Source organism: Winogradskyella sp. (genome assembly GCF_028289625.1).
Classification (GTDB): Bacteria; Bacteroidota; Bacteroidia; order Flavobacteriales; family Flavobacteriaceae; genus Winogradskyella.
Genome location: NZ_JANQOM010000064.1, coordinates 13,010 through 38,217, shown reverse-complemented (window position 1 = coordinate 38,217; position 25,208 = coordinate 13,010). Strand labels below are relative to the sequence as shown.

The following is a 25,208-nucleotide window of genomic DNA, read 5'->3' as shown; positions in this document are numbered from 1 at the left end:
CATGACACTAAAGATTGATAAAATTCGTCAATTCGATTGACTTTAGCGAATGTGAATGAGAGAAATTTGTATCGAGAATGAGAATTTCAATATTTGACTAGTTCTCGATACCTGTTTATCAAAAAGGTAGATAATTTTTTTGACTTCGACTACACTCAGTCTGACAAATACCATTAATTCTTAAGCTTAAAAAAGTACAGCGTTTATTGCTTAATAATCTTTAAGGTTCGCGATTGTGACACTGATAAAAGTTTCATAATATAAACACCAGAAGACAGTTGTTCAAAATTTATAGAATTTGATGTTACACTTACTTTAGTACTTAAAACTTCTTGACCTAGATAATTGAATAAAGAAACTTTAAATTCTGTATCAGAAGTCAAATCAAAATTTAGTTGATTCTCTACTGGATTCGGATAAAAATCGAAGCTTTCTATAGTTTCGTCTTCTGTCCCTAAGGTCCGTACCAAAGCTAAATCTGGTATACCGTAACCCAAAAAGTCGTCTGGCATGGTATATTGCGAAGCAGATTGCCTTACAAATTCCATCACTTCTACAGGTGATACATCAGGAATGGATTGCCATAACGACGCGATACCACCGCACAGAATTGGCGCGCTAAATGAGGTACCATTATTCTGGGTAATGTTGTTGTTTTCATCTATCACGTATGCTAGTCCTGCTCTTGCGACAACATCCGGTTTCTGATAACCTACCTGCGCTGCCCCACCTTGAGAACTAAATGCCACATAATTACCATTAGCATCAACACCACCAACAGAAAGCACATTAGGGGAATCTGCTGGTGCCCCAACAGTCTGCCATGAGCTAGCCCCAGAATTTCCAGCACTCACCACTACTAAAATTCCTTTTTCGGCTGCGATAGATGCTCCTTTGGTTATAAAGGCCGTTTGGCCATTCATTTCTGCTGGTGTATAATTGTAATTAGCATTGTCATACTCTGTATAGCCCAGTGAAGTATTAATCATATCCACACCCAAACTATCAGCCCGCTCTGCAGCCTCTACCCAATAACTTTCTTCTACAGGATTTTCACTTCCAACATCTTCCGTAAGAAATAAATAATAAGATGCGTCTGGTGCAGTACCTACATACTCATCTTGAATATAAGCCGCCATAGTACTTAAAACTCTTGTTCCATGAGAACTCGCAGCATTGGCATATACATCTGCATTGCGATTTACAAAATCGTAGCCATCCAACAAGTTACCATTATTTCGTAATCTTTGAAAAGCACTCATGGTATTAACATTAGGAAAGCCAGAATCCATCACCGCAATGGTGACTCCTTCTCCCGTAAAATCATTAAAGTGTAAATTGTCCGCATTAATCATTTCTACTTGGTTTTGCGTATCACCATATGTAAAAACAATACTCTCGTTTTCAACTTCCATTTTATCCTGAACAGTTTCTACACGAGAACCCAAATCCGACAAATTAGTATTTGCAAAATCAATACTATCTACATAAGCTAAGCTACTCAGGGCAGAAATATCTGCTTGAGTTCCTCTAATATGCACTGCATTAAACCATTTAGACTTAGCCATAACAGTAATTCCTGTCTGCATTTTTAAATCAGCGATATAAGGCTCATGTACAGGGACATCCCTACTGTCTAGAGCAATACCACGATGCAATTTTCTATCTAAGGCCTTTTGTGTGAGTATAGATATAGGATTACTTAGAGCGGCAGATTCATTCGGCTTATCCGTAAAATACACCCAAGCATCTTCTTGTGCATAGCTATTTATTGTGACAAGGAGCAATAAAAGCATGGTTAATTTTCTAATCATGACTTTTCTTTTATTGCAATTTAAGAAATAACTCCAGATCCCAATAATTCATTGTTGACGTACCAAGCCACAAATTGACCTTCAGTGATAGCAGATTGTTTATTTTCAAACTCTACATAAAGCCCAGCGTTAACTTTATGAAGTGTTGCTTTTTCCAAAGGTTGTCTATAACGTATCCTTGCCATAACGTCCATAGTCTCGTCTTCGTTTAAAGCTAAATCTTGGCGTACCCAATGCAACTCGTCATTAGAGACGAATAAGACACTGCGCAATAAACCTGGATGGTTTTTACCTTGTCCTGTATAAATAACGTTTTCTTCAACATCTGTTTCAATAACAAAAAGCGGTTCCTTTGTACCACCGACTGCCAAACCTTTACGCTGTCCTTTTGTAAAATAATGTGCTCCTTGATGCTGACCCACCACTTTTCCATCAGCAATTGAATATTTCGGCTTCTTTGCCAAATAGGCCAACTCACCTTCTTTGGTGCCAAACTCTGGTTGGCTTTGGTTATAAATATCTAGTGTATCATTAACCTCAACAATCACCCCTTCTTTGGGTTTGAGCTGTTGTTGTAAAAAATCTGGTAATCGTACTTTACCTATAAAACAAAGGCCTTGGGAGTCTTTCTTTTCTGCCGTGATTAAATCCTGTGCTTTAGCTATTTTCCGCACCTCTGGTTTGGTGAGTTCTCCTATAGGAAATAAGGCTTTAGCCAATTGTGCTTGCGATAGCTGACACAAAAAGTAAGATTGGTCCTTATTATTATCTACACCAGCCAATAACTGATGAATTTCCTTTCCGTCTTTTTCAATAGTCGCTTTACGACAATAATGCCCTGTTGCTACATAATCTGCACCAAGTTCTATAGCAATCTCCATAAAAACATCGAACTTAATTTCACGATTACATAAGACATCTGGATTCGGTGTACGTCCTTTTTCGTACTCGTTGAACATGTAATCCACAATACGTTCTTTGTACTGCACACTTAAATCTACGGTTTGAAACGGAATGCCTAACTTTTCTGCAACCAGCATGGCATCGTTACTATCCTCTAACCAAGGGCATTCATCTGAAATGGTCACCGAATCGTCATGCCAGTTTTTCATAAACAAGCCTATAACTTCGTAACCTTGTTCTTTTAAAAGATAGGCTGCGACGCTAGAATCTACTCCTCCCGAAAGTCCAACTATTACTCGTTGCATAGGTATATTTGTCTATAAAACCAGGGCAAAATTACAAAATAAAAAAAGCAATCCTATTGCGATTGCTATTTGTAAATCCTATAGATAAGATAGCTTTAATCTATTCGTATTTTTTGATGATTTTTTGATTCGTATGGTCTATTTCTTTCTTGATTTTACCACTCTCATAGTATTTCCAAATGCCACTTTTTTTATTGTTTTGATACTTACCTTCGGACGTTACAAGGCCTTTAGAATCGTAATACATGGTATTACCATTTAGTTTGCCTTCTTTATAGTCGGATTGACGTAACAACAAATTATCTTTGGAATACCATAGGTAAGAACCTTCTAGTTCTCCGTCTTTATATTGTGCTTTTTCAGCGATATTGCCATTTTTATAGAAAACGCTACGTTCGCCTTCGAGTTTACCATCATTATTATAATACTCCACAATCATTTTATCAGATGAGCCTTTATGGTAGTAAATCCATTCACCAACATAGCGCTTACCATTCATTTTACCTTTGCTAATGATTTTGTTTTTGGAGGTGTAAAATGTCACTTTAGTGATACTATCGGTTTCATTAAAAACTTTTATAGCACTCAACACACTTTTACTGTTAGATAAGGTGTAATACTTAAAGGTATCGATTTCCTTACCATGCCTAAAAGTCCCTTCATAACGCTTTTGATCGGTCTGATAATAATTTTTTGTCCATAAACCGTGACGTTTACCGTTTTTATCAAACTGATTAACCGCTTTTTGAGCATAAACGAGTGTTAAAATTATTGTAAAAATAAATGAGAGATAAACTTTTTGTTTAGCCATTTCGTACTTTTGATTAAACAAACTTAATTGTTTGTAGCAATGTTGAACAATTTTAAAAACTCAAAAAAATGAAATTTATTTCAAAAACTTTCAAATTACTGACAGTATTTCTATTGGTTTTAGGTGTTACTGGATGTAGTGACGACGACGATGGTAATCCGCAACCAACTGTATGTGCAGCTGACGCTGGTACACTTACTGCAAATGCAACGCCTGTTACATTAACTGATGGGGCAGCGGACATTAGTGCAACTCCAAATGGTGATATTGTAGTACCTACAGATTATGAAGTGACTTATGTATTAACTTCTGGAACTAACTTAACTATTGAAGCGGCTGGTGCTACACCAAACTTCACCGTATCAACTACTGGATCTTACACTATTCATACATTAGTTGCTGAGACATCAGATGATAATGATTCAAATTTCTTGGATCTTAGTGTTATTAATTTCGGCACGACTACTGGTGGAGACGTACTTGACATTGTTACCACTAACAATATCTGTGCTTCATTAGATGTTACTGGTGCACCAATCGAAGTGATTGCATCTATTTTGGATATTGCAGACGATGCGGGATTAACTATTTTGAGTGATGCTCTTGAGTTATCAGGTTTGGATGCAGCTATCGATGGATTCTTAAGAAATGGTGATGAATTTACTGTATTTGCACCAACGGATGACGCTTTTGTAGCATTGTTAAATGACGTACCAGAATGGAGTAGTCTGAATGATATTCCAGCTGCTACTTTAGAAGCGGTATTATTATATCATGTCTTAGGAGTGACCCAAGCAGCACAGGATTTTGTATCCGCAGGCGAGGGCTATGCCAATACGCTTTCAACAAATGGCCCAGATGATACTGCATTAAGTGTATACTTTAGATTTGACAGTGAGGTACAATTAAATGGCGGAAGTATGGCTGAAAAGGGTGCAAATGTTTCTAGCCCTGATACTAACGTTGGAAACGGTATTATACATGTCATTGACAAAGTATTGTTATTACCAACTATTGCAGACTTTGCAGCTGCTAATCCAGCATTGAGCAGCCTTGTGGCAGCCTTAGGTGCAGCTGATAATTCGAATTTACCTGGAGGTACAACATGGCTAGGTACTGTTTCTGGTGACGATAATACGACGCTAGCCCCATATACTGTTTTCGCACCAACTAATGATGCATTTGCTGATTTGCTAGATGAACTTGACCCTTCAGGTAATACAGGACTTGGTGATTTAGACCCAGCCTTAGTTGATGATGTCCTTACGTTTCATGTAGTTTCAGGAAATAATGTACAGTCTAGTGGATTAGGTGCTTTGAATGGTGTTATACCTACTCTTGGTGGGAACTTAGATTTAGATGGGACTGTTATTACTGATGCCAATGGAAGAGAAAGTAATATTTTGGCATCATTAGGTTTGGTAGATATTCAGGCAACTAACGGTGTTGTACATGCGATAGATACAGTTATTTTACCACCGCAATAAAAAGGAATTGAAAAAGAAAGATCGAGGCTGATTACCTCATTTTTATATTGATTGATTTAGTTAGTAAAAAAACCCAGACAGGTGTCTGGGTTTTTTTTAGTATTAAACCTATCTTTAACTCTTCATGGAGGATTTAACTAACTATAAAATAGATTTTCCCTTCTTCTTATGGTCACCTAAAAAGGCCAAAACTATTATCAATGAGCATAAAGATCAAATCCATTTTCTCAACGAAGAAGGAACCAAACTAATACAACAACTTCTTTTTACTTCGAAAATGATAGGAACAAATGATAATGAGGATTGGCACTTCTTTTATAAAAATTACTTCAAAGATGTTAAATCGATAAGCATCCTTGAGGGATTCTAATAAAGAGATTAAAAAGTGGTAACATAACTTAAATTACATTTGACAGCTATGTTATTGCTGATTTAGACCGAAGTGGTCACGCAATACTGATGACGTGGAAAATGGTTATAAAGTATTGGAAAGGGCTTTTCTTTGCCAACGATATGGTAATTTTCAATCAAAGCTTAAACTGGTGTTTGTACTATAATCATAACTAACAACTTTGTTTTGGAGAGCAAAAAATCTATAACAAAGAGATTGAATATCAAAAAGCACTTTTGGTCAATGACATATTAAAAAAGCTCTAGTTTTCACTAGAGCTTTAGATTATCATTCTTTTTACTATTATTTTTTCTTACGCTTTTGTTGCATTTGTTTTTGTTGCTCAGCCTGCTCCATCATCTCAGCCATTTTTCGCTGGAATTTGTTTTGTTTTTTAGGTTTGCTCTTACTCACTTCAATCTTCGCTAAAACTTTATCCTCATCAATAATGTAGTTTTTAATGACTATCATAATACCAATACTAATCAAGTTTGAAATAAAATAGTACAAACTCAATCCTGAAGCATAGTTATTAAAGAACACTAACATCAACAATGGTGAGAAGTAAATCATGTACTTCATCATTTTGCCCATGTCTGGCATGCCTTCTTGTGGAGGTCCTTGCATGGCCGTTTGTTGTCCTGTAGTCATTTTCATGTAAAAGAAAATAGCTATAGCTGCCAGTATTGGGAATAAGGCCACATGGTCGCCATAAAATGGAATACTAAATGGTAGTTCTGCAATAGAATCATAAGAACTCAAATCGTCAACCCAAAGGAAGCTTTTCTGTCTTAAATCGAAAGCCGTAGGGAAAAACATAAATAAGGCATAAAATACTGGTATCTGCATCAATCCTGGTAAACAACCACTCAATGGACTCGCGCCTGCTTTGTTTTGTAATGCCATGGTTTCTTGCTGCGCCTTTAACTTATTGTCCTTGTACTTGGCTCTAATGGCATCGAGTTCTGGCTTCAATATTTTCATTTTTGCTTGGGACAAGAATTGCTTGTATTGTACAAAGGATAGCATAATTTTAACCAAAACAGTCATTACTATAATAGCAATACCATATGGTAAGAAGCCACTCAAAAATGCAAATAGCGGTATGAATAAAGCTTTATTAATCCAACCAAAAATTCCCCAACCGAATGGTATACTTTCCTCAAGGTCTTTATCATAAGTTTTTAAAATCTTAGCATCTGTTGGGCCATAGTATAATCCCAGATTTTTATTCACTTCTCCTCCACTAAAAGCCAATGGAATTTTAGAGGTATATAACTTTGTAAACAACGAATCTACTTCCTCATCTTCAACTAGATTTTTGGAGGTCATATCTACTTTGCTAAACGGGCTATCATTAGCTACCAAAATAGAACTGAAAAAATGCTGTCTATACGACAACCACTCGATATCTTGAACCGTTTCCTCATCATCACCCATCTGAGATAGTTTCTCAACACGGTCTTTATCGTGCATGTAGGTCAATCGTGTGTAACGATTCTCGTAACTTATACTTTTAGCATGGCGCATCCCTTTTTGCCTCCAGTCCAAATTGATTGGTTGGGACGTATTAAAAACTCCACTTAAACCTTGAGATCTGATTGAAAAATCAATCATGTAATCATTGGGTTTTAGCTCGTATCTATACTCAAGAAAATCGGAATCTGATACTTTAAGTTTCATGGATACAACCGTATTCTCACCGCTTTTACTTACCGTAGGCTGAAACGGAAAGTCTTGTGTGTTTAAGGTTCGATTATCTGAAGTACCAAACGTTATGTTGAAATTACTATTCTTATCCTTTACCATATAAATTGGTAGTGAATCGTAATCCACAAATTTCTTCAACTTAACTTGAGCTAGTTGACCTCCTTTTCTGTCAAACTTAAGTTCAAAAACGTCTGTTTCTACTGTAGTTTGGTCCTCCCCCTGCAGTTCTAAGGCATATGCAAAAGAGCCTACTTTACTTTGAAGGGCCACACGCTCAGTTGAGTCTAAGACTTTGGTATTACTATAATCTTCCTCTGTAGTAACAACTGCTTCGTTCTGTTTGCTAGATTTTTGCTCGGCTTCTACTTGCTCCTGCTCAGCTTTCTTTTGCGCTTCAACCTCTTCAGGTGTTGGTGTATTTTGGTACATCATATACACCAAGATTCCAAATATTAAAATGAAACCTATGATTGAATTGATATCGAGTTTTTTTTCTTCCATAATATGTTCCGAAAATACGGATATATAATTAATGATTTAGAAGACTCAAAAAGTCGTCCAAATTTCATTTAACGCCAAAGTGGCATATTATTTCTTTTTCTTGTATTTTAAGGCTGCTGCCACAAATGCCACAAATAATGGATGTGGACTTGCTACAGTACTCTTATACTCGGGATGGTATTGCACACCTATAAACCAATTATGACTGGGTATTTCAATAATTTCAACAAGCCCTGTTTCTGGATTCAACCCTGTAGCCTTCATGCCTGCTGCTTCAATCTGAGCTTTATAATTGTTATTAAATTCAAAACGATGTCTATGGCGCTCTTCAATATTACTTTCATCGTAAACTTTAAAAGCAATACTATCCTCTACAATATCACAAGCCCAAGCACCTAAACGCATAGTTCCTCCTTTATTCACTATATTTTTTTGGGACTCCATTAAATCTATAACAGGATGTGATGTGTTCTCATCCATTTCTGTAGAATTTGCATCACTGAGATTTAGAACATTTCTAGCATATTCTATAACCGCCATTTGCATACCCAGGCAAATGCCTAAAAATGGAATATTGTTTTCCCTAACAAATCTTACCGCGTCAATTTTCCCTTCCACTCCACGCTCTCCAAAGCCAGGCGCTACCAAAATACCGTCTAAATGTCCTAATTTAAAGTCGATATTGTCTTCATTTAAATATTCTGAATGGATGGCTTCCACTTTAACCTTGACTTCATTTTCTGCACCTGCATGGATAAAAGCTTCTAAAATGGATTTATAGGAATCCTGAAGCTCAACATACTTACCTATTAAACCTATAGTGACTTCACTTTTAGGGTTTTTGTGACGCTTCAAAAATTCATTCCAACGCTCTAAATCAGGTTGGCCACTTTTAAGATTGAGCTTTTCCAAAACCACCTTATCCAAACCTTCCTCAAGCATAAAATTTGGTACATCATAAATAGTTGAAGCGTCAATAGACTGGATAACCGCCTCTTTTTTTACATTACAAAAGCGTGCGAGTTTTTCTTTTAGGCTATTAGTTAATTGATGTTCTGTTCTACATACCAGTACGTCAGCGTGTACTCCACTTTCCATCAATGTTTTCACACTATGTTGCGTCGGTTTGGTTTTTAGCTCTCCTGCAGCGGATAAGTATGGAATTAAAGTTAAGTGAATCACCAAGGCATTATTATCACCCAACTCCCATTGTAATTGCCGTACCGCTTCAATATATGGTAAGGATTCAATATCACCTACGGTGCCACCTATCTCTGTAATTATGATATCATACTCGCCAGAATTACCCAGAATCTGTATTCTATGCTTTATTTCATCAGTAATATGAGGAATCACTTGAACCGTTTTCCCTAAGAATTCACCACGTCGTTCCTTATCAATAACACTCTGATAGATTCTACCTGTAGTAACATTATTGGCTTGAGAGGTAGGTACATTTAAGAAACGTTCATAATGGCCTAAGTCTAAATCGGTCTCTGCGCCATCATCAGTAACATAACATTCTCCGTGTTCATAAGGATTTAAGGTACCTGGATCTATATTGATATAAGGGTCTAATTTTTGAATGGTCGTTCTGTAACCTTGTGCTTGTAAAAGTTTAGCTAAAGATGCGGCTATAATGCCTTTTCCGAGAGAAGAGGACACACCTCCAGTTACAAAAATATACTTAGGGTTTGTGGTCATGTTGCGTTTTGGTTACTGAGCACTTCGACTCGGCTCAGTGTAGCACTTTGTCAAAGTATTAAACGCAGGCAAATTTACAAAATTAAACGAGTAATTTAAGAATTGTTTAGGTTTATTGGTATGTTAAACAGTTTAATCTGCTTGTTTCCCAAAATCACGTTTAATGGTTTGGATTATATCCTCCAGGCCATTGATTTTAATATCGTGCATTTGTGTCATCATTCTGCCCAACTTTCCTTCAGGAAAACCTTTCTGTTTAAACCAAGTGTAGTAATATTCTGGAATATCGACAAGATATTCACCTTTGTATTTCCCAAAAGGCATTTTATAATAGGCTAGTTCTATAAGTGTTGCTTTACTACCTTCCAATTTACTGTGACTTATACTTTTCGAGTTTTTTTAGCTCTTCTTTTATGTAGGTATCCCAATACTTTTGCGCTTCGACATTTATGGAATGCTTGGTTTGGTCGTCATAAGTTTTTTGGGTTTTAGTCAACGCTTCATTTATGGCTTCATGAATCTGATTCATCTGTGTTTTAATGTTCTGGTTAACTACTAAACGCTCCAAATGCTGCCTAAATTTACGTGCGTAAAGTTCCGTAATATCAAAGTGCAATTGTTCATGGCTTAAGATATAGTCATCTGCTTTTTTGACTAAATACCACGATTTATTAGGGTAAAAATGCGCTTCTACAGAAGTGGTAAATCCAATAATTTTACGACCAGATGTTTTTACCGAATAGCCGAAGGTTATGCCTGAAGCGGTTAATGCTACGGCATCAGAATTAGGGTTCGGTTTACCTCTAAAGTCTTTCCATGTGAGTTTGCGTTCCTCATTCCATGACATAGTTTCTTCATTGGAATTGATTCCAACAAAAAGAAACACTAGAGCTAGTAATACATATTTTAATTGCATTTATTGCCAGTTGAACGTAATATCCTTTTCGATATCTGGATGTAAACTGTAATGCACAGGACAGGTATTAGCCGTACGTTCTAGAATAGTCTTGGTTTTTTTATCAGTCTCGAATGGAAAGTTAAGCACCACTTTAATCTTTGAAATTCGCCTTGGATCACTTGCCATGGTTTTTGTAACCTCGGCCGTGGTTCCAGACATATCAATAGCCATATCCCTTGCTTTAATCCCCATCACCGTCAACATGCAACTTGCCAATCCTGTAGCAACAGTATCTGTAGGTGAAAACGCTTCACCCTTGCCATTATTGTCCGTAGGTGCATCGGTAATAAAGGTATTCCCTGATTTTAGATGTACACTCTCCGTTCTGAGGTTGCCTAGATAGGTTACTTTAGAGGTCATATTAATTGGCTTCTACAATTCTTAAATTATCGTACTTCACAATATATACAGCTTCATTGATATAACCACCAAACAGCGATTTGTTATATCTAAATTTATTCTCTACATATTCTGTCTCAATAATATCGGCAGAAGCTTCATACAAATTGTCTTCTGTGGCTAATCGCAGTAAAGTATCTAAAGTAATGTCAAAACCACGAGCCACATATTTACTTGGCGATATGCCATATTTTTTTCTGTAGGACCTAACAAAACTTCTATGCTTAGCTTCATCAAAATCCTTGTTGACTGAAGGATAGTGAAACTTAAGGTTAGATAAATTATTATTATCTATATTCTTGCCTTCAAAAGCCCTGTTTTTATCCAAGGTGACCAAAACAATTTCAATATCATCTTCATCAGAAATATGACCATTAAGTAAACTTACAACACTAGAGGCAAATGCATTACTATTGGTCTCAAGAAAAACTATGGTTTTTCCGGGTTGAAAAACATTTTCTAATTCTGTATGATAAATGAAATGTGCATCCTTTCCTGTTTTCTTATCTGGTTGTGAAAATATGAGTTTTGCACTCGGAAACTCGGACTTTAGCTTTTCGGCGGTTGAACGGTTTGCCCGATCTGAAATGACCACCACCTTTGATTTTAGACTATCTTTTTTCACAAAATCAATCATAGCCCTTTCAAATAGCTTGTCTTCAGGAATCGTCTGAAACACATTACCATAAACCTCCTTAGGCTTATTTAACGCTGCAATAACAGGCACTCTACTACGACGTAATGCCATGGCCACCCTATCAAAGCTCTTTTCTTCCATTGGCCCTATAACAGCGTCATAACCTGAAAAATCATTTTTCTCTAATAGCTCTCGTGTTCGAGATGCTTGGTAACGTGTATCCAAGACCTTTAAATCGGTAGAAATCCCTAATTGCCTGGCCGAATCCAATGCCATTCTTACACCAACATGAAAATCTAGAACAATCGACAACAATTTATTGTTTCGTATCATAGCCTTTGTCTCTTCAATTGAATCGGTATCGATTCTATCTAAGTGGTAAGGCATCATTAAAGCCAATTTTTTAGTTTTAAAATTCTTCAGATTTGAGGTTAATTTGGTTGTTTCAAGATCTGAAAGATTTGATACCGTATCTATTGAAGCCGGTATTTTCAAGACCATACCTGCTTTTAATCCACCATCTTTTAATTCCGGATTTAAATCTTCTAATTCTTCTTGAGTTAAGCCCGTTTTTAGTTTTAATCTATAATAGCCTTCTTTTGGCAATACTTCATAATAGTTATAAAGGGAATCAATTGGTTTTTCTGCCTTGTCTTCAATATTAGGGACATTAAGTTCGTCACCTGGCTGAATAATAGGCTTCATGTTCGGATTAAGGGCTTCCAATTCAGCTACAGTAATTCCAAATTTATAAGCAATACGCCATTTCCCTTCTTTGGGTTGAACGGTATATTTCTTAACGGTATTCTTATAACTTTGCTTGGAAATAAAAGTCTTAAACCTTGGTATTCTAATCTTGTCCCCTTTTTTTAGATTTTCGGAATACAAAAAACGATTGGCTTTTTTTATCTCTTCTTCAGATACACCATATTTTTGAGATAATCCATAAAGGGTTTCTTTGCGTTTTACCTTATGTTTTTTATAGCCTATTAACTCTCTGGACTCTTCTTCAATAGGTTCATTTTTAACCTTTGAATTCGGAATGATTAAAATTGTATTTGGTCTTAGGCTAGATTTAGCATCGGGATTTAATGCTAAAATATCGAATGGTGTTACCAAGTACTTTTTGGCTATACTCTCAATCGTTTCGCCAGCCTTAACGGAATGCTCCGTATAGTTTTGAGCACCAAGATTCAGTGCTAAGCCTATTAGTATAATGATTAAAAGCTTCTTCATTTGTTTTGTTTTAGCTAATCCAAGTTTGGAAACAAAATCAACTTATAAGTCACTTTTTATTCCCACTCTATTGTTGCAGGTGGTTTAGAACTGATATCATAAACAACCCTGTTAACACCTTTTACCTTATTTATAATTTCATTTGAGGTCTTTTGCAAAAACTCATAGGGTAAATTTACCCAATCTGCCGTCATACCGTCAGTACTTTCAACAGCTCTTAAAGCCACACATTTTTCATAAGTACGTTCATCACCCATCACACCTACACTATTTACCGGCAACAACATAGCTCCTGCTTGCCATACTTTATCATATAGGTTCCAAGAACGTAAATTATTAATAAAAATGGCATCTACTTCTTGTAATATACGTACTTTCTCGCGAGTTAGATCTCCTAAAATCCGAATGGCCAATCCAGGACCAGGAAACGGATGGCGACCTAACAAATGTGAATCCATATTCATAGAAGCACCAACACGTCTTACCTCATCTTTGAACAAGGCTTTAAGCGGCTCTACAACTTTTAGTTTCATAAAATCTGGTAAACCACCAACATTATGGTGACTCTTAATCGTAGCACTTGGACCTCCTGTTGCCGATACACTCTCAATCACATCGGGATAGATAGTGCCTTGTGCCAACCACTTCACATCTTGTATACGATGTGCTTCATCATCAAAAACCTCAATGAACACACGACCTATCGTCTTTCGTTTCTTCTCTGGGTCGCTCTCACCAGCTAAGGCATCCAAAAAGCGTGCCGAAGCGTCTACACCTTTAACGTTTAATCCCATACCTTCGTATTGATGCAGTACATCTTCGAACTCATTTTTTCTCAGCAAGCCATTATTAACGAAGATGCAGTAGAGGTTTTTTCCAATCGCTTTGTGTAACAACATAGCAGCTACAGAAGAATCTACTCCACCCGATAATCCTAAGACGACTCTATCGTTTCCGAGCTTTTCCTTTAATTCTTCAACGGTTTCCTCTACAAAGGCATTTGGTGTCCAATCTTGTTCAATCTCACCAATTTTAACCAAAAAATTATGTAACAACTGATGACCATCCGTAGTGTGATAGACTTCTGGATGGAACTGAATGCCATAAGTATCTTCACCTTCAATCTTATATGCTGCATTTTCAACGTCTTCCGTGCTGGCTAATAAAATACCGCCTTCTGGCAATCGCTTTATGGTATCACTATGGCTCATCCAAACCTGACTGCTTTCATGAATATTTTCAAAAAAATCCTCATCGGTCTTGATAAAACCTAAATGGGCACGACCATATTCGCGCGTGCTGGATTCTGCCACTTCACCACCAGAAAAATGTGCTAAATATTGGGCACCATAGCAGACGGCTAGCATAGGTTTTTTTCCTCTAAAGCCTGAAAGGTCTGGATGCAGCACATCCTCTCCTCTTACTGAATTTGGGCTGCCAGATAAAATAACGGCTCTGAAGCTGTCTGAATCTGATGGAATCTTATTAAATGGATGAATTTCGCAATAGATATTTAATTCTCTTACACGTCTTGCTATAAGCTGTGTATACTGCGATCCGAAATCTAAAATTAGGACTTTGTTATGTTGCATGTGCAAAAATAGAAATTGATTTTAGATTAATGATGAACCTTAGTCGGTTTTTAGAGGACAATTATTAAGACATTGTCAACATTACAAAATCGCCAATTAAAGGTTGAAGTGATTTCATTAACTCCGTAATTAAATCATCTCCATACTGTAAATAGAGTTCAGAAAAGTTGGTATTTCGCTCTTGCAAACTTTGATTGGGAAACAATTGTTCTTGCAAATCAGTACAGCGTTCTATTTGATCTTTTAGCTTTCGTTTTTGCGCATTTAGCAATCGCTTTTCAAGATGCTTAAGCCCTTTTATTTGTTTTACCTCCTGAGCTTTTACAGCACCCAAGAATGATTTGTCAGTGAATTTGGCTAATTGATGGAGATCTTCAAACTGTTCCTCCAGATGCTTTATTTGATCCGAAAAATCAATATCTATATTTGAGATTTTCCTAACCTTTTTGTTAATAAAAGTATTTCTATCCAAGAATAAATCCTGATCAGATATCTCTAATTTTTTTAGTTTTTCAGCTTGCTTTTTTGTCTTTATCAAAGCAGAATTTCTGAGCAACAATACAGGAAAAGTAACACCTTGTGCTTCAAAATTAGACTTTAACTGCAGCCAATAGATGATTTCACCTCCTCCACCAATATAACAGAGATTGGGCAGTATCACTTCTTGATACAATGGGCGCATGATGACATTTGGTGAAAAGCGTTCCGGGAATTCTTGAAGATGCTTTAGTAGTTCTTCCTTATTCCAAGATATGTCAGTTTCTAAAACGCTAAACTTATCATCATTAAAAACTATGCGTTCCCTTAAACCATCACCAATATAAAACAGATTGATGTCTCTTGGATTCACTTGAATCTTAAGCCCTAATTCTTCTAGTGTTTTATTTGTCTTTGACACATGCTCAAATGCAGTTTGACCCAAAAGCTCTTTTTCCATATGGGGAATAAACAAACGCTTTAAGTCACTATCATCTGCATCTAAAATGACCAAACCATACTTTCCGAATAACTCATTAGCTAAATAACGTGTAGCATCAGCCAAATTATTATGATTAAGATATGCTTCTTTGAACCATGCTTTTAATTGATCAGCAAATTGACCTGAGCCAAATTCTGCAGAAACGACCTGATAAACCTCTTCTAGACCATTGGTTTTAAAATGACCAACCGCGCCTTTTTGTTGAGAATTCCACTGGATCTTTTTTCCTTTAAAATTGAAATAATTGATTTCTTCAAAGTCATGATCTTCCGAAGCCATCCAATATACAGGTACAAAATTATAATCTGGATACGCTTGTTTTAACTCCTTCGTCAAATTAATAGTAGAGATAATCTTAAATAGAAAATACAAAGGTCCTGTAAATAGGTTAAGCTGGTGCCCTGTAGTAATGGTAAACGTATTTTTAGAAGCTAAGCTATGTATATTATCTTGAGTCAGTTCTGAAGTTTCAATATTAGAATATTGTTTTCTTAAAACATCTACCAACACTTCTCTTTGTAATTCTGAAGCAAGTTCAGAGCTTTGCTTTTCTTCAATCTGAGCTTTGAAATTTTTTATCGTTGGAAAACGGTTGTAAAGCTCTTTTAATTCTGGCTTTTCATCTAAATAATCGCAAATAAAATTAGAAAAATAATTGGTCGCTCTAAAAGGAATACAGTCAGTTGGCATATCATAATTTAACGAATGTGTAAATATACATTATGTGATTATTCTAACTGCTAATATTTAGTTAATTCAAAACTGTAAGTATCATATTCTAAAAATCACTCTTTATATTTACGAGTTTTCAAAAAAAACCAACAACACTCATGCGCAACTTATTCTTAATTCTTTTCATCGCATTACATACTTTATCAACGGTTTCCTCTCAAAATATTCAAGCACCAAGTGAGTTTTTAGGTTACGATATTGGCACACAATTTAGTCGTCATCATCAAGTGGTTGATTATTTTAAATCTGTTGCCGAAGCCTTACCAAATCAAGTTAAATTAGAACAATATGGAACTACGTACGAACGACGACCTTTATATTTAGCCTATATATCTAGTGAAGCTAATATCAAAAATCTTGAAACCATAAGACAAAATAACCTTAAGAATACGGGATTATTGCCAGGCTCACCAAGTGCTTCAGACGTCGCTATAGTTTGGCTTAGCTATAACGTGCATGGCAATGAAGCCTCATGCACTGAGGCCGCAATGCTTACACTTTACAGGCTTTTGACAGAACGAAAAGACCTATTAGAGAATACCGTAGTAATAATAGACCCTTCCGTAAACCCAGACGGAAGAGACCGCTATGTCAATTGGTATAACGAGACCGCAAGTCAACCCTATGATATTGATCGACAGGCTAGTGAACATAGGGAGCCTTGGCCAGGTGGACGACCAAATCACTACCTCTTTGACCTAAACAGAGATTGGGCTTGGGCCACCCAAGTAGAAAGTGAGTCAAGACTAAAGGTTTACAACAAATGGATGCCTCATATTCATGTCGATTTTCATGAGCAAGGCATGAATGAACCTTATTATTTTGCACCTGCCGCTGAGCCCTTTCATGAAATTATTACTGATTGGCAACGCGATTTTCAAACACAAATTGGTAAAAACCATGCTAACTATTTTGATGCTGAAGGATGGCTATTTTTTACTAGAGAACGGTTTGATTTATTTTATCCGAGTTATGGAGATACCTATCCTACATATATGGGAGCGATTGGTATGACCTATGAGCAAGGTGGTCATGGTATGGCTGGACTAGGCATCTTAAATGACGAAGGTCATGTGCTTACCTTAGTCGAGCGACTAACGCATCACACCGTTACAGGTCTTTCTACTGTTGAAGTGGCTTCTAAAAATGCTAAACAACTCAATGCCGAGTTCGCAAAGTTCTTTGATAATTCTAGCTTAAAATACAAGAGTTATGTAGTAAAAGGAAATACGGATCATTTAAATGGTCTTAAGACACTTTTAAATAAGCACGATATTAAATTCGAGAGTGCAAGTGGTACTAAAGTTTCAGGTTATAATTATAGCAGCGGCCAACAAGGAAGCATGACTATTGATGATAAGGCTTTAGTCGTACACACCAACCAACCAAAAGGTAAAATGGTAAAAGTACTATTTGAACCCAATGCCAAGCTATCCGACTCTCTTACCTACGATATAACAGCGTGGTCAGTACCTTATGCATATGGTTTAGACGCTATTGCAAGTACTACAAAAGTAAATAGTAGTACATTTTTAAAAGAAAACACAAAACAAGTTTTACAGAATGCCTATGGTTATGTAAGTAAATGGAATTCTTTAGAAGATGCTCAATTTTTAGGAGATCTATTACAACACAACTTCAAGGTTAGGTTTACTGAAAAACCCTTTAGTTCCAACGGTTCAAATTTTGAACGTGGTTCCTTAATTATCACTAAAGGCGACAATAAGTATATTAAAGATTTTATTGGTAAATTAAACAGCTTAACACAAAAACACAATCAGCCTTTAACACAAATAAATTCTGGTTTTTCGCAAAGCACACCAGATATTGGTTCGCCAGACATTAAATTAATCAACAAACAAAAAGTTGCTGTATTATCTGGAAAAGGTACTTCGTCATTGAGCTATGGAGCTATTTGGCACTTTTTTGAACAACAATTACACTATCCTTTAACGTCAATAAACACTGCTAATTTAAGTCGTACCAATCTAGATAAATATAACGTTTTAATCATCCCAAGTGGTTATTATGGTAGTGTTTTAAACGAAAGTAATATGACAAAACTCAAAGATTGGGTGCGTTCTGGAGGTAAAGTCATTGCAATAGATGGAGCTTTACGAAGTTTTGCGGATAAAGACGGTTTTAGCTTAAAGTTTAAATCATCCGAAAGTGAAAATGATGATGATAATCTTACACCTTATGCAGAACGCGAGCGCGAGTATACCAATAACCTCATTACTGGTGCTATTTTTAAAACCAAAGTAGACAATACACATCCTATGGCATTTGGTTATGATAATCATTATTTTACCCTAAAATTAGGGAGTTCGGCCTACAGCCTTTTAGATAGCGGTTACAACGTTGCCCATTTAGACAATACCAAAGTTTACTCTGGTTTTGCGGGGAAAGATGCACTAAACAATCTCAATAACACGTTAGTATTTGGTGAAGAGCGTATGGGTAGCGGTAGCTTTATCTATTTTGTGGACAATACCTTATTTAGAAGTTTTTGGGAAAACGGAAAGCTCTTTCTAGCCAATGCTGTTTTCTTTGTTAATAACAATGCTTACGAACTATAAAACCACCAATCAAAAATAAATCATGAAACGTATTAAATCAATTGCCTTTAGTTTTTCAGTCCTTCTTACAATCGTTGCATGTCAGCAAAATGAAACTGAAGAAACAACTGCAGAATTTAAAGTGGATTTTGAAAAATTCACATTAGACAATGGATTACAAGTCATTCTCCACATCGACAGATCAGATCCTGTGGTGGCTGTAGCACTAACAGCACATGTTGGCTCTGCTAGGGAAAAAGAAGGTCGTACAGGATTTGCCCACTTATTTGAACATCTCTTATTCCTAGAATCCGAAAATTTGGGTAAAGGTGGTTTAGACCAAATGAGTGCTCGCATTGGAGGTTCTGGTGCTAATGGCTCTACAAGCCGAGATAGAACCAATTATTTTCAAACCGTGCCAAAAGACGCCTTAGAAAAAATGATTTGGGCAGAAGCCGATAAACTAGGTTTCTTCATCAATACGGTGACCGAGCCTGTTTTGGCCAAAGAAAAACAAGTGGTTAAAAACGAAAAACGCCAACGTGTGGACAATCAACCTTACGGACACAACTCATATGTCATCAACAGCAATTTATATCCACAAGACCATCCTTATAGTTGGGAAGTCATCGGTTCTCTAGAAGATGTACAAAATGCGACCTTAGATGATGTAAAAGAGTTTTTTAGACGTTGGTATGTGCCAAATAATGTGACTTTAACCATAGCTGGTGATATTGATATTGAGCAAACCAAAACTTGGGTAAAAAAATATTTTGATGAAATCCCTCGAGGTAAGGACATTCCAAAAATGGAAAAGCAGCCTGTCACCTTAAAATCGTCCAAGAGTTTGTTTTACGAGGACAACTTTGCTCGGGCACCAAGGTTAACACTAACTTGGCCTACAGTGTATCAATACCATCCCGACTCTTATCCGTTGCGTGTATTGTCCCAATACCTTACTCAGGGGAAAAAAGCTCCATTGTATAAAATACTAGTTGAAGACCAACAACTTACCAGTAACGTAATCATGTTTCAACAATCCTCTGAAATTGCAGGCCAACTAGCATTGCGTGTAACGGCATTTGATCAAACAGATTTAAATACTGTCGAATCTGCAATAAGGGATGGGCTTAAGGATTTTGAGTTGAACGGTATTTCCGAAGAAGACCTCAACCGAATAAAAGCTGGGCAAGAAACCGATTTTTACCAAGGCCTATCAAGTGTTTTGGGCAAAGGATTTCAATTGGCACAGTATGAGATTTTTGCAGGTGACCCAGGCTTTATCAATCAGGATGTAAAGAATATTTTAGCAGTAACATCAGACGATGTTATGCGTGTCTACAAAACCTACATTAAAGATAAAAATCATATAGCAACAAGTTTTGTTCCTAAAGGTCAAAAAAGCTTAGTCTTGGACAACTCGCAATTAGCTGAAGTGGTTGAGGAAAAAATTATCGATGGTGCCGAAGAAGCTTTTGACCCTAGTATTACAGCCACCTATGAAAGAACACCGAGTAGTTTTGACAGAAGTATAGAGCCACCATATAGTACGAGCCCAGAATTAAACATACCTAAGGTTTGGAAAAAAGAATTAGACTCAGGTATTAAACTATTCGGTATTGAAAACGACGAAGTACCACTGGTTGAGTTCGAAATGCAAATTGCTGGTGGACTATTACTCGAAAATAAAGTTAAAGTTGGTGTTTCAAATCTTATGGCTAACCTTATGACTAAAGGCACAAAAAATAAAACACCCGAAGAGCTAGAAAATGCCATTGAAAGTATAGGTGCTAGTATCTATGCCTATGCTACAGATGAGAATATCACGATAGCAGGGACAACACTTTCTAAACATTTCGACACAACTATGGATTTGGTTACTGAAATCTTGCTAGAGCCACGTTGGGATGAAAAAGAATTTGAGCTTATAAAGCAAAGTACCATTAGTAGTATACAACGTAGTAAAGCCAATCCAAACCGAATTGCAGAAAACGAGTTTGCCAAATTACTCTATGGCGAAAATAATATCTTGGCCTATAACAATAGTGGTACCGAAGCATCTGTAAATCGCATCGGCCTGTTAGATTTAAAAGACTATTACAATAAGAATCTTTCTTCAAATCTAACAAGTATGCATATCGTTGGTGCTATATCACAGGAACAAGTCATCAAAGCACTTGAAAAAATCAATACCGAATGGAAGACCAATGAGGTTAACATACCTGAATTACCTTTGCCAATACTTCCCGAAAAATCAGTTATCTATTTTTATGATGTGCCTGGTGCTAAGCAATCGGTAATACGTTTTGGATATCCAGCACCAAAAGTTACAGATAAGGACTATTATCCAGCCACAGTGATGAATTACCGTTTAGGAGGTGGAGGTTTTGCTTCGCAATTAACTCAAGAATTGCGAGAAAGTAAGGGTTATACTTATGGTATAAGATCAAGATTTAATGGCTCAGCCCATGAAGGTTCTTTTAGAATTAGTAGTAGCATACGCACTAACGTTACTTATGAAGCTACAAGTTTGGTAAAGCAAATCTTGGAAGACTATGGTGAAAATTATAATGAAAAGGATTTAGAGGTCACTAAAGGCTTTACTATTAAAAGTACAGCCAGAGCCTTTGAAACGCTTGGTGCTAAATTGAATATGCTTAGCAATATTAGTAATTATGGTTTGGCAGATGATTATGCAAAACAACGTGAAGACATTGTAAAAAATATGACCCTTGAGGATATTAAAGCCTTAATTGAAAAATACATTAAGCCTAACCAAATGATTTACTTAATTGTTGGTGATGCGAAAACGCAATTAGAGAAACTTGAAGGTTTAGGATTTGGCAAGCCTATATTATTAAATAAAAATGAAAATTCACTATAAGAAAAAAATCAACAAGCAGAATCTTATTTTTGGAATTGTTTGGCTATTAATCGCGGTAATTCAAGTAAGCATAAATGAACAACCTAAATGGTTTCATTACATGTGGTTTGTGTTGGCTATACTTTATTTTGTCCTGTATTATCAACAAACAAAACCCAAATATCTGCTCATTGAAAACGAAACCCTAAAGGAAAACTGGCTTTTGGGAAAAGCCATTAAACTCGGAGAAATCAATTCCATTAAACATTTTGCTGGAGAGTATATTTTGAAAGCTGAAAACATGGAATTCAGAATTAGTATCGATCGTATCGAAAACGATTCATTATTAAAACTTGATGAGAAACTGAAATCCTTAAATGTAGATTGGTCTTGATTATTTGTTTGATTTCTAAATAGTTTCATTAATTTTAAGCACTAACTAAAATCATATCATTATGAAACTAGGTGCCTTTTCCATTAGCCTTGCTGTGAAAGATATTAAGGCTTCCAAAGCATTTTATGAACATTTAGGGTTCTCCGTTTTTGCTGGTGCTCTTGAACAGAATTATCTCATTATGAAAAATGAATCATCATTAGTAGGACTGTTTCAGGGCATGTTTGAAAACAATATTTTGACCTTTAATCCCGGTTGGGACCAAGATGCCAATACCTTAAAACAATTTGACGATGTACGTGATATTCAAAAACATTTAAAATCAAAAGGTATTACTCTGGCCAGTGAAATTGATGCTCCCGATTCCGGACCTGCAAGTTTTGTAGTCTTGGATCCTGATGGTAACGCCATATTAATAGATCAACACATCTAAATTATGACTTGGGACGATGCGTTAAAAATCTATGATGATATCGTTGAAGCCTGTGGCAGTTTTGAACGTAAAGGCAAAAAAATGATTTACACTTCATCTAATGGCTATATGTTTACTTTGCTCAATAAAGCTGCCGAAATAGGCATACGTTTGCCAAAAGATGAAGCTGCCAAGTTCATGAAAACTTATAATACAGGCCATTATTATTCTTATGGCGCTAAAATGAAAGATTATGTGTTAGTACCAGAATCACTTTGGTCAGATAAAGACTTGATGGTTAGCTATTTTGAGCAAAGCTTTGCCTATGTTAATACCTTACCACCTAAATAACTAATTGAGCCTTGAAACGAGTAGCAGTACAATGGATTGTTAAAGATGTAAAAAAATCGATTGATTTCTATTCAAAACAATTGGGTTTTACCATTGATTTCGTTGGTGATGGTCCTAAGTTTTCAATCTTAAGTCGAGGTAATTTCTCAGTGATGTTAAGACAACTAGATGAAGACAGCTATGCAAGACCCAATAGAATTCCATTTATAAAAGCAGGTTGGCACACTAATGGAAAAGAAGCTTGGGATGCTTACCTTTGGGTCGAAGATGCAGACCAACTGTTTAATGAATTCAAATCCAGAGAAGTGTCTATAATAAAGCCTATTGGAAACACTGAATATGGTAATAGAGATTTTGAAATTGAAGACATTGACGGTTACATCTTATGTTTTGGTCATAATATTAGTTAAAATATAAGACCGTTTCGTCTTTCAAGACTTACAGATATTATCTTTACAAAAACTCTTGTCGCAAGCTAAATGCCTCAAACTGTCATTATTTCAATCTTTAAATATCAAGGCGCTCGCAAAAAATGGAAAGCCTTGGGTCGTATGGGTCGATCACCACTGATTAAGGCCTCAATTCCTGGTTTAACGTTTTGGAAAGCCCTAGGTAGTGGTAGTGGTAACGGGTTTTCTATTTGGCCCGATTTTTCCACTTTTGGATTATTAACCGTTTTTAATTCCGAAATTGAAGCCAAAGATTTTTTAGCATCAGATAGTATTGGTTTATATACAGAAGAATGTAGTAAACATACTCATGTTTTAATGCATACCGTTAAAGCACATGGGAAATGGAGCCAACAAGAACCCTTCGTTGCAACTAAAGCATATGAAAAATCAAAACCACTAGCAGTAATAACCAGAGCGACTATAAAACCAAAATTAGCTTATAAGTTTTGGAAATATGTCCCATCAGTTTCTAAATCTATGGAAGGACATGAAGGTCTGATTTACTCAAAGGGTATTGGTGAATGGCCCCTTTTAATGCAAGCTACTTTTTCGCTTTGGAAAACAGGTGATGATATGATGCAATATGCCTACCAAAACAAAAAGCATGCTGATATGGTAAAGAAAACAAGAGCATTAGAATGGTATTCCGAAGAGTTATTTGCACGTTTCCACCCCTTTGAGATTTTGGGAGATTTAATTGATTAAACTTTATAATACTACCTCGGCATATAAATCAAAGTCCTCAGCATCAATAATCTTAACTGTAGTGAATTCCCCTGTTTTTAGATATGTATTTGCGGCATTAATTAAGACTTCATTATCCACATCAGGTGAGTCAAACTCTGTTCGTCCCACAAAGTAATTCCCTTCCTTACGGTCAATAACCACTTTAAATTCTTGGCCTATTTTAGCTTGATTTAATTCCCAAGAAATCTGCGATTGTATTTCCATGATTTCATTAGCGCGCTGCATCTTTACGTTTTCAGGTACATCATCTACTAAGTTATAGGCATGTGTATTTTCTTCGTGGGAATAGGTAAAGCACCCTAAACGCTCAAATCGCATATCCTTGATCCATTCCTTAAGTATTTCAAAATCTTCCTCGGTTTCGCCAGGGTATCCAACAATCAGAGTCGTTCTTATAGTTATTCCAGGTACTTTAGCTCTAAATTCTTTGAGCAACTTTGTAGTCTTTTCTTTTGTTGTACCACGACGCATACTCTTTAGAATAGCATCGGATACATGCTGCAAAGGAATATCTAAATAGTTACAAATCTTTGGCTCTCGTTTCATAACATCTAACACATCCATTGGAAAGCCTGTTGGGAATGCATAATGCAAACGAATCCAGTCAATGCCATCAATTCTCACTAAATGTTCAAGAAGCTCTGCAAGGTTGCGCTTCTTATATAAATCCAGTCCATAATAAGTTAAATCTTGAGCTATTAAGATTAACTCTTTTACACCATTAGCAGCAAGCTTTTCAGCTTCAATCACTAAATCCTCTATGGGTGTACTTTTATGCTTACCACGCATTAAAGGAATGGCACAAAAGCTGCAAGGTCTATCACAGCCTTCAGCTATTTTTAAATAGGCATAGTTTTTAGGCGTGGTTGTTAAGCGCTCACCTATCAATTCGTGTTTATAATCAGCTCCAAGTGCTTTTAATAAACTTGGCAACTCTGTGGTTCCGAAGTACTGATCTACATTTGGAATTTCCTTTTCCAAATCTGGTTTATAACGTTCACTCAAACATCCTGTTACAAATACCTTATCCACATCACCTTCTTCTTTTTTCTGCATGTAATGTAAAATGGTATTAACGCTCTCCTCTTTGGCATTGTTAATAAAACCGCATGTATTAATAACCACAACATTACCTTCTTGCTCGTGCACAACATCCTTACCACTAGCTTTAAGTTGACCCATTAACACCTCGCTATCGTAAACGTTTTTACTACAGCCAAGGGTGACTACATTAATTCTATTCTTCTTAAGTGTCTTCGTTCTCATGCGCTT

21 protein-coding genes are annotated in these 25,208 nt (G+C 36.3%); 9 read left to right on the top strand and 12 right to left on the bottom strand.

The window, feature by feature from the left end:
* Positions 1-203: 203 nt before the first annotated feature.
* The 3 genes from Q0992_RS13185 to Q0992_RS13175 form a co-directional block, all read right to left on the bottom strand.
* Positions 204-1,814, bottom strand: coding sequence for a S8 family serine peptidase (locus Q0992_RS13185; protein ID WP_299525192.1), 1,611 nt, complete (start codon positions 1,812-1,814; stop codon positions 204-206).
* Positions 1,815-1,834: 20 nt separating this feature from the next.
* Positions 1,835-3,022: a tRNA 2-thiouridine(34) synthase MnmA gene (gene mnmA, locus Q0992_RS13180; RefSeq protein ID WP_299525189.1), complete on the bottom strand. Its 1,188-nt coding sequence runs from the start codon at positions 3,020-3,022 to the stop codon at positions 1,835-1,837.
* A gap of 100 nt (positions 3,023-3,122) precedes the next feature.
* Complete coding sequence (locus Q0992_RS13175; protein ID WP_299525186.1) at positions 3,123-3,833, bottom strand: toxin-antitoxin system YwqK family antitoxin; 711 nt, start codon at positions 3,831-3,833, stop codon at positions 3,123-3,125.
* Between the two features lie 68 nt (positions 3,834-3,901).
* Between Q0992_RS13175 and Q0992_RS13170 the strand changes: the two genes are divergently transcribed.
* Together Q0992_RS13170 and Q0992_RS13165 are read left to right on the top strand one after the other, a co-directional pair.
* A complete protein-coding gene (locus Q0992_RS13170) occupies positions 3,902-5,320 on the top strand; it encodes a fasciclin domain-containing protein (protein WP_299525183.1) in 1,419 nt (472 codons plus the stop codon).
* Positions 5,321-5,444: 124 nt separating this feature from the next.
* Positions 5,445-5,690 (top strand): hypothetical protein, encoded by a 246-nt coding sequence (locus Q0992_RS13165; protein ID WP_299525181.1) that lies wholly within the window; start codon positions 5,445-5,447, stop codon positions 5,688-5,690.
* A 324-nt stretch (positions 5,691-6,014) separates the two neighbouring features.
* Here the strand turns inward: Q0992_RS13165 and yidC are convergent, their stop codons facing one another.
* From yidC to bshC, 8 genes are all read right to left on the bottom strand, one after another.
* Entirely contained in the window at positions 6,015-7,922 is a 1,908-nt protein-coding gene (gene yidC, locus Q0992_RS13160; protein WP_299525178.1) for a membrane protein insertase YidC, read from the bottom strand.
* Between the two features lie 87 nt (positions 7,923-8,009).
* Positions 8,010-9,626, bottom strand: coding sequence for a CTP synthase (locus Q0992_RS13155; protein ID WP_299525175.1), 1,617 nt, complete (start codon positions 9,624-9,626; stop codon positions 8,010-8,012).
* Between the two features lie 132 nt (positions 9,627-9,758).
* Positions 9,759-9,995, bottom strand: a complete 237-nt coding sequence (locus tag Q0992_RS13150; protein ID WP_299525172.1) for a DUF3820 family protein — start codon at positions 9,993-9,995, stop codon at positions 9,759-9,761.
* Position 9,996: 1 nt separating this feature from the next.
* Positions 9,997-10,542 carry a DUF922 domain-containing protein gene (locus tag Q0992_RS13145; RefSeq protein WP_299525168.1) on the bottom strand — a complete coding sequence of 182 codons (546 nt, stop codon included), beginning with the start codon at positions 10,540-10,542 and terminating at the stop codon, positions 9,997-9,999.
* Positions 10,543-10,944, bottom strand: coding sequence for an OsmC family protein (locus Q0992_RS13140; RefSeq protein ID WP_299525165.1), 402 nt, complete (start codon positions 10,942-10,944; stop codon positions 10,543-10,545).
* Position 10,945: 1 nt separating this feature from the next.
* Positions 10,946-12,856 (bottom strand): LysM peptidoglycan-binding domain-containing protein, encoded by a 1,911-nt coding sequence (locus tag Q0992_RS13135; RefSeq protein WP_299525162.1) that lies wholly within the window; start codon positions 12,854-12,856, stop codon positions 10,946-10,948.
* 56 nt (positions 12,857-12,912) lie between these two features.
* Positions 12,913-14,448 carry a glutamine-hydrolyzing GMP synthase gene (guaA, locus tag Q0992_RS13130; RefSeq protein WP_299525159.1) on the bottom strand — a complete coding sequence of 512 codons (1,536 nt, stop codon included), beginning with the start codon at positions 14,446-14,448 and terminating at the stop codon, positions 12,913-12,915.
* Positions 14,449-14,512: 64 nt separating this feature from the next.
* Positions 14,513-16,117: a bacillithiol biosynthesis cysteine-adding enzyme BshC gene (bshC, locus tag Q0992_RS13125; protein ID WP_299525156.1), complete on the bottom strand. Its 1,605-nt coding sequence runs from the start codon at positions 16,115-16,117 to the stop codon at positions 14,513-14,515.
* A 140-nt stretch (positions 16,118-16,257) separates the two neighbouring features.
* Here bshC and Q0992_RS13120 point away from each other — a divergent pair, with 140 nt between their 5' ends.
* The 7 genes from Q0992_RS13120 (at position 16,258) to Q0992_RS13090 (ending at position 23,894) form a co-directional block, all read left to right on the top strand.
* Entirely contained in the window at positions 16,258-18,738 is a 2,481-nt protein-coding gene (locus Q0992_RS13120; RefSeq protein WP_299525153.1) for a M14 metallopeptidase family protein, read from the top strand.
* Positions 18,739-18,760: 22 nt separating this feature from the next.
* On the top strand, positions 18,761-21,601 hold the full coding sequence (locus Q0992_RS13115) for a pitrilysin family protein (RefSeq protein WP_299525150.1): 2,841 nt from the start codon (positions 18,761-18,763) through the stop codon (positions 21,599-21,601).
* Positions 21,585-21,974, top strand: coding sequence for a hypothetical protein (locus tag Q0992_RS13110; RefSeq protein WP_299525147.1), 390 nt, complete (start codon positions 21,585-21,587; stop codon positions 21,972-21,974). Before Q0992_RS13115 ends, Q0992_RS13110 begins: the two co-directional genes overlap by 17 nt.
* A gap of 61 nt (positions 21,975-22,035) precedes the next feature.
* On the top strand, positions 22,036-22,407 hold the full coding sequence (locus Q0992_RS13105) for a VOC family protein (protein ID WP_299525144.1): 372 nt from the start codon (positions 22,036-22,038) through the stop codon (positions 22,405-22,407).
* 3 nt (positions 22,408-22,410) lie between these two features.
* A complete protein-coding gene (locus Q0992_RS13100) occupies positions 22,411-22,737 on the top strand; it encodes a hypothetical protein (protein ID WP_299525141.1) in 327 nt (108 codons plus the stop codon).
* Between the two features lie 11 nt (positions 22,738-22,748).
* Positions 22,749-23,147, top strand: coding sequence for a VOC family protein (locus Q0992_RS13095; protein WP_299525138.1), 399 nt, complete (start codon positions 22,749-22,751; stop codon positions 23,145-23,147).
* Between the two features lie 69 nt (positions 23,148-23,216).
* The gene (locus Q0992_RS13090; protein WP_299525135.1) at positions 23,217-23,894 is read left to right on the top strand and encodes a hypothetical protein; all 678 of its coding nucleotides are present in this window, start codon (positions 23,217-23,219) and stop codon (positions 23,892-23,894) included.
* Positions 23,895-23,897: 3 nt separating this feature from the next.
* On the opposite strand, the gene rimO is transcribed toward Q0992_RS13090, so the two are convergent.
* The gene (gene rimO, locus Q0992_RS13085) at positions 23,898-25,202 is read right to left on the bottom strand and encodes a 30S ribosomal protein S12 methylthiotransferase RimO (protein ID WP_299525132.1); all 1,305 of its coding nucleotides are present in this window, start codon (positions 25,200-25,202) and stop codon (positions 23,898-23,900) included.
* Positions 25,203-25,208 lie beyond the last annotated feature (6 nt).

Excerpts from the sequence above, each read along its gene's own strand:
- Q0992_RS13185 (WP_299525192.1), bottom strand. The coding sequence starts at position 1,814 with ATGATTAGAAAATTAACCATGCTTTTATTGCTCCTTGTCACAATAAAT.
- mnmA (WP_299525189.1), bottom strand. The coding sequence starts at position 3,022 with ATGCAACGAGTAATAGTTGGACTTTCGGGAGGAGTAGATTCTAGCGTC.
- Q0992_RS13175 (WP_299525186.1), bottom strand. The coding sequence starts at position 3,833 with ATGGCTAAACAAAAAGTTTATCTCTCATTTATTTTTACAATAATTTTA.
- Q0992_RS13170 (WP_299525183.1), top strand. The coding sequence starts at position 3,902 with ATGAAATTTATTTCAAAAACTTTCAAATTACTGACAGTATTTCTATTG.
- Q0992_RS13165 (WP_299525181.1), top strand. The coding sequence starts at position 5,445 with ATGGAGGATTTAACTAACTATAAAATAGATTTTCCCTTCTTCTTATGG.
- yidC (WP_299525178.1), bottom strand. The coding sequence starts at position 7,922 with ATGGAAGAAAAAAAACTCGATATCAATTCAATCATAGGTTTCATTTTA.
- Q0992_RS13155 (WP_299525175.1), bottom strand. The coding sequence starts at position 9,626 with ATGACCACAAACCCTAAGTATATTTTTGTAACTGGAGGTGTGTCCTCT.
- Q0992_RS13145 (WP_299525168.1), bottom strand. The coding sequence starts at position 10,542 with ATGCAATTAAAATATGTATTACTAGCTCTAGTGTTTCTTTTTGTTGGA.
- Q0992_RS13140 (WP_299525165.1), bottom strand. The coding sequence starts at position 10,944 with ATGACCTCTAAAGTAACCTATCTAGGCAACCTCAGAACGGAGAGTGTA.
- Q0992_RS13135 (WP_299525162.1), bottom strand. The coding sequence starts at position 12,856 with ATGAAGAAGCTTTTAATCATTATACTAATAGGCTTAGCACTGAATCTT.
- guaA (WP_299525159.1), bottom strand. The coding sequence starts at position 14,448 with ATGCAACATAACAAAGTCCTAATTTTAGATTTCGGATCGCAGTATACA.
- bshC (WP_299525156.1), bottom strand. The coding sequence starts at position 16,117 with ATGCCAACTGACTGTATTCCTTTTAGAGCGACCAATTATTTTTCTAAT.
- Q0992_RS13120 (WP_299525153.1), top strand. The coding sequence starts at position 16,258 with ATGCGCAACTTATTCTTAATTCTTTTCATCGCATTACATACTTTATCA.
- Q0992_RS13115 (WP_299525150.1), top strand. The coding sequence starts at position 18,761 with ATGAAACGTATTAAATCAATTGCCTTTAGTTTTTCAGTCCTTCTTACA.
- Q0992_RS13110 (WP_299525147.1), top strand. The coding sequence starts at position 21,585 with ATGAAAATTCACTATAAGAAAAAAATCAACAAGCAGAATCTTATTTTT.
- Q0992_RS13105 (WP_299525144.1), top strand. The coding sequence starts at position 22,036 with ATGAAACTAGGTGCCTTTTCCATTAGCCTTGCTGTGAAAGATATTAAG.
- Q0992_RS13100 (WP_299525141.1), top strand. The coding sequence starts at position 22,411 with ATGACTTGGGACGATGCGTTAAAAATCTATGATGATATCGTTGAAGCC.
- Q0992_RS13090 (WP_299525135.1), top strand. The coding sequence starts at position 23,217 with ATGCCTCAAACTGTCATTATTTCAATCTTTAAATATCAAGGCGCTCGC.
- rimO (WP_299525132.1), bottom strand. The coding sequence starts at position 25,202 with ATGAGAACGAAGACACTTAAGAAGAATAGAATTAATGTAGTCACCCTT.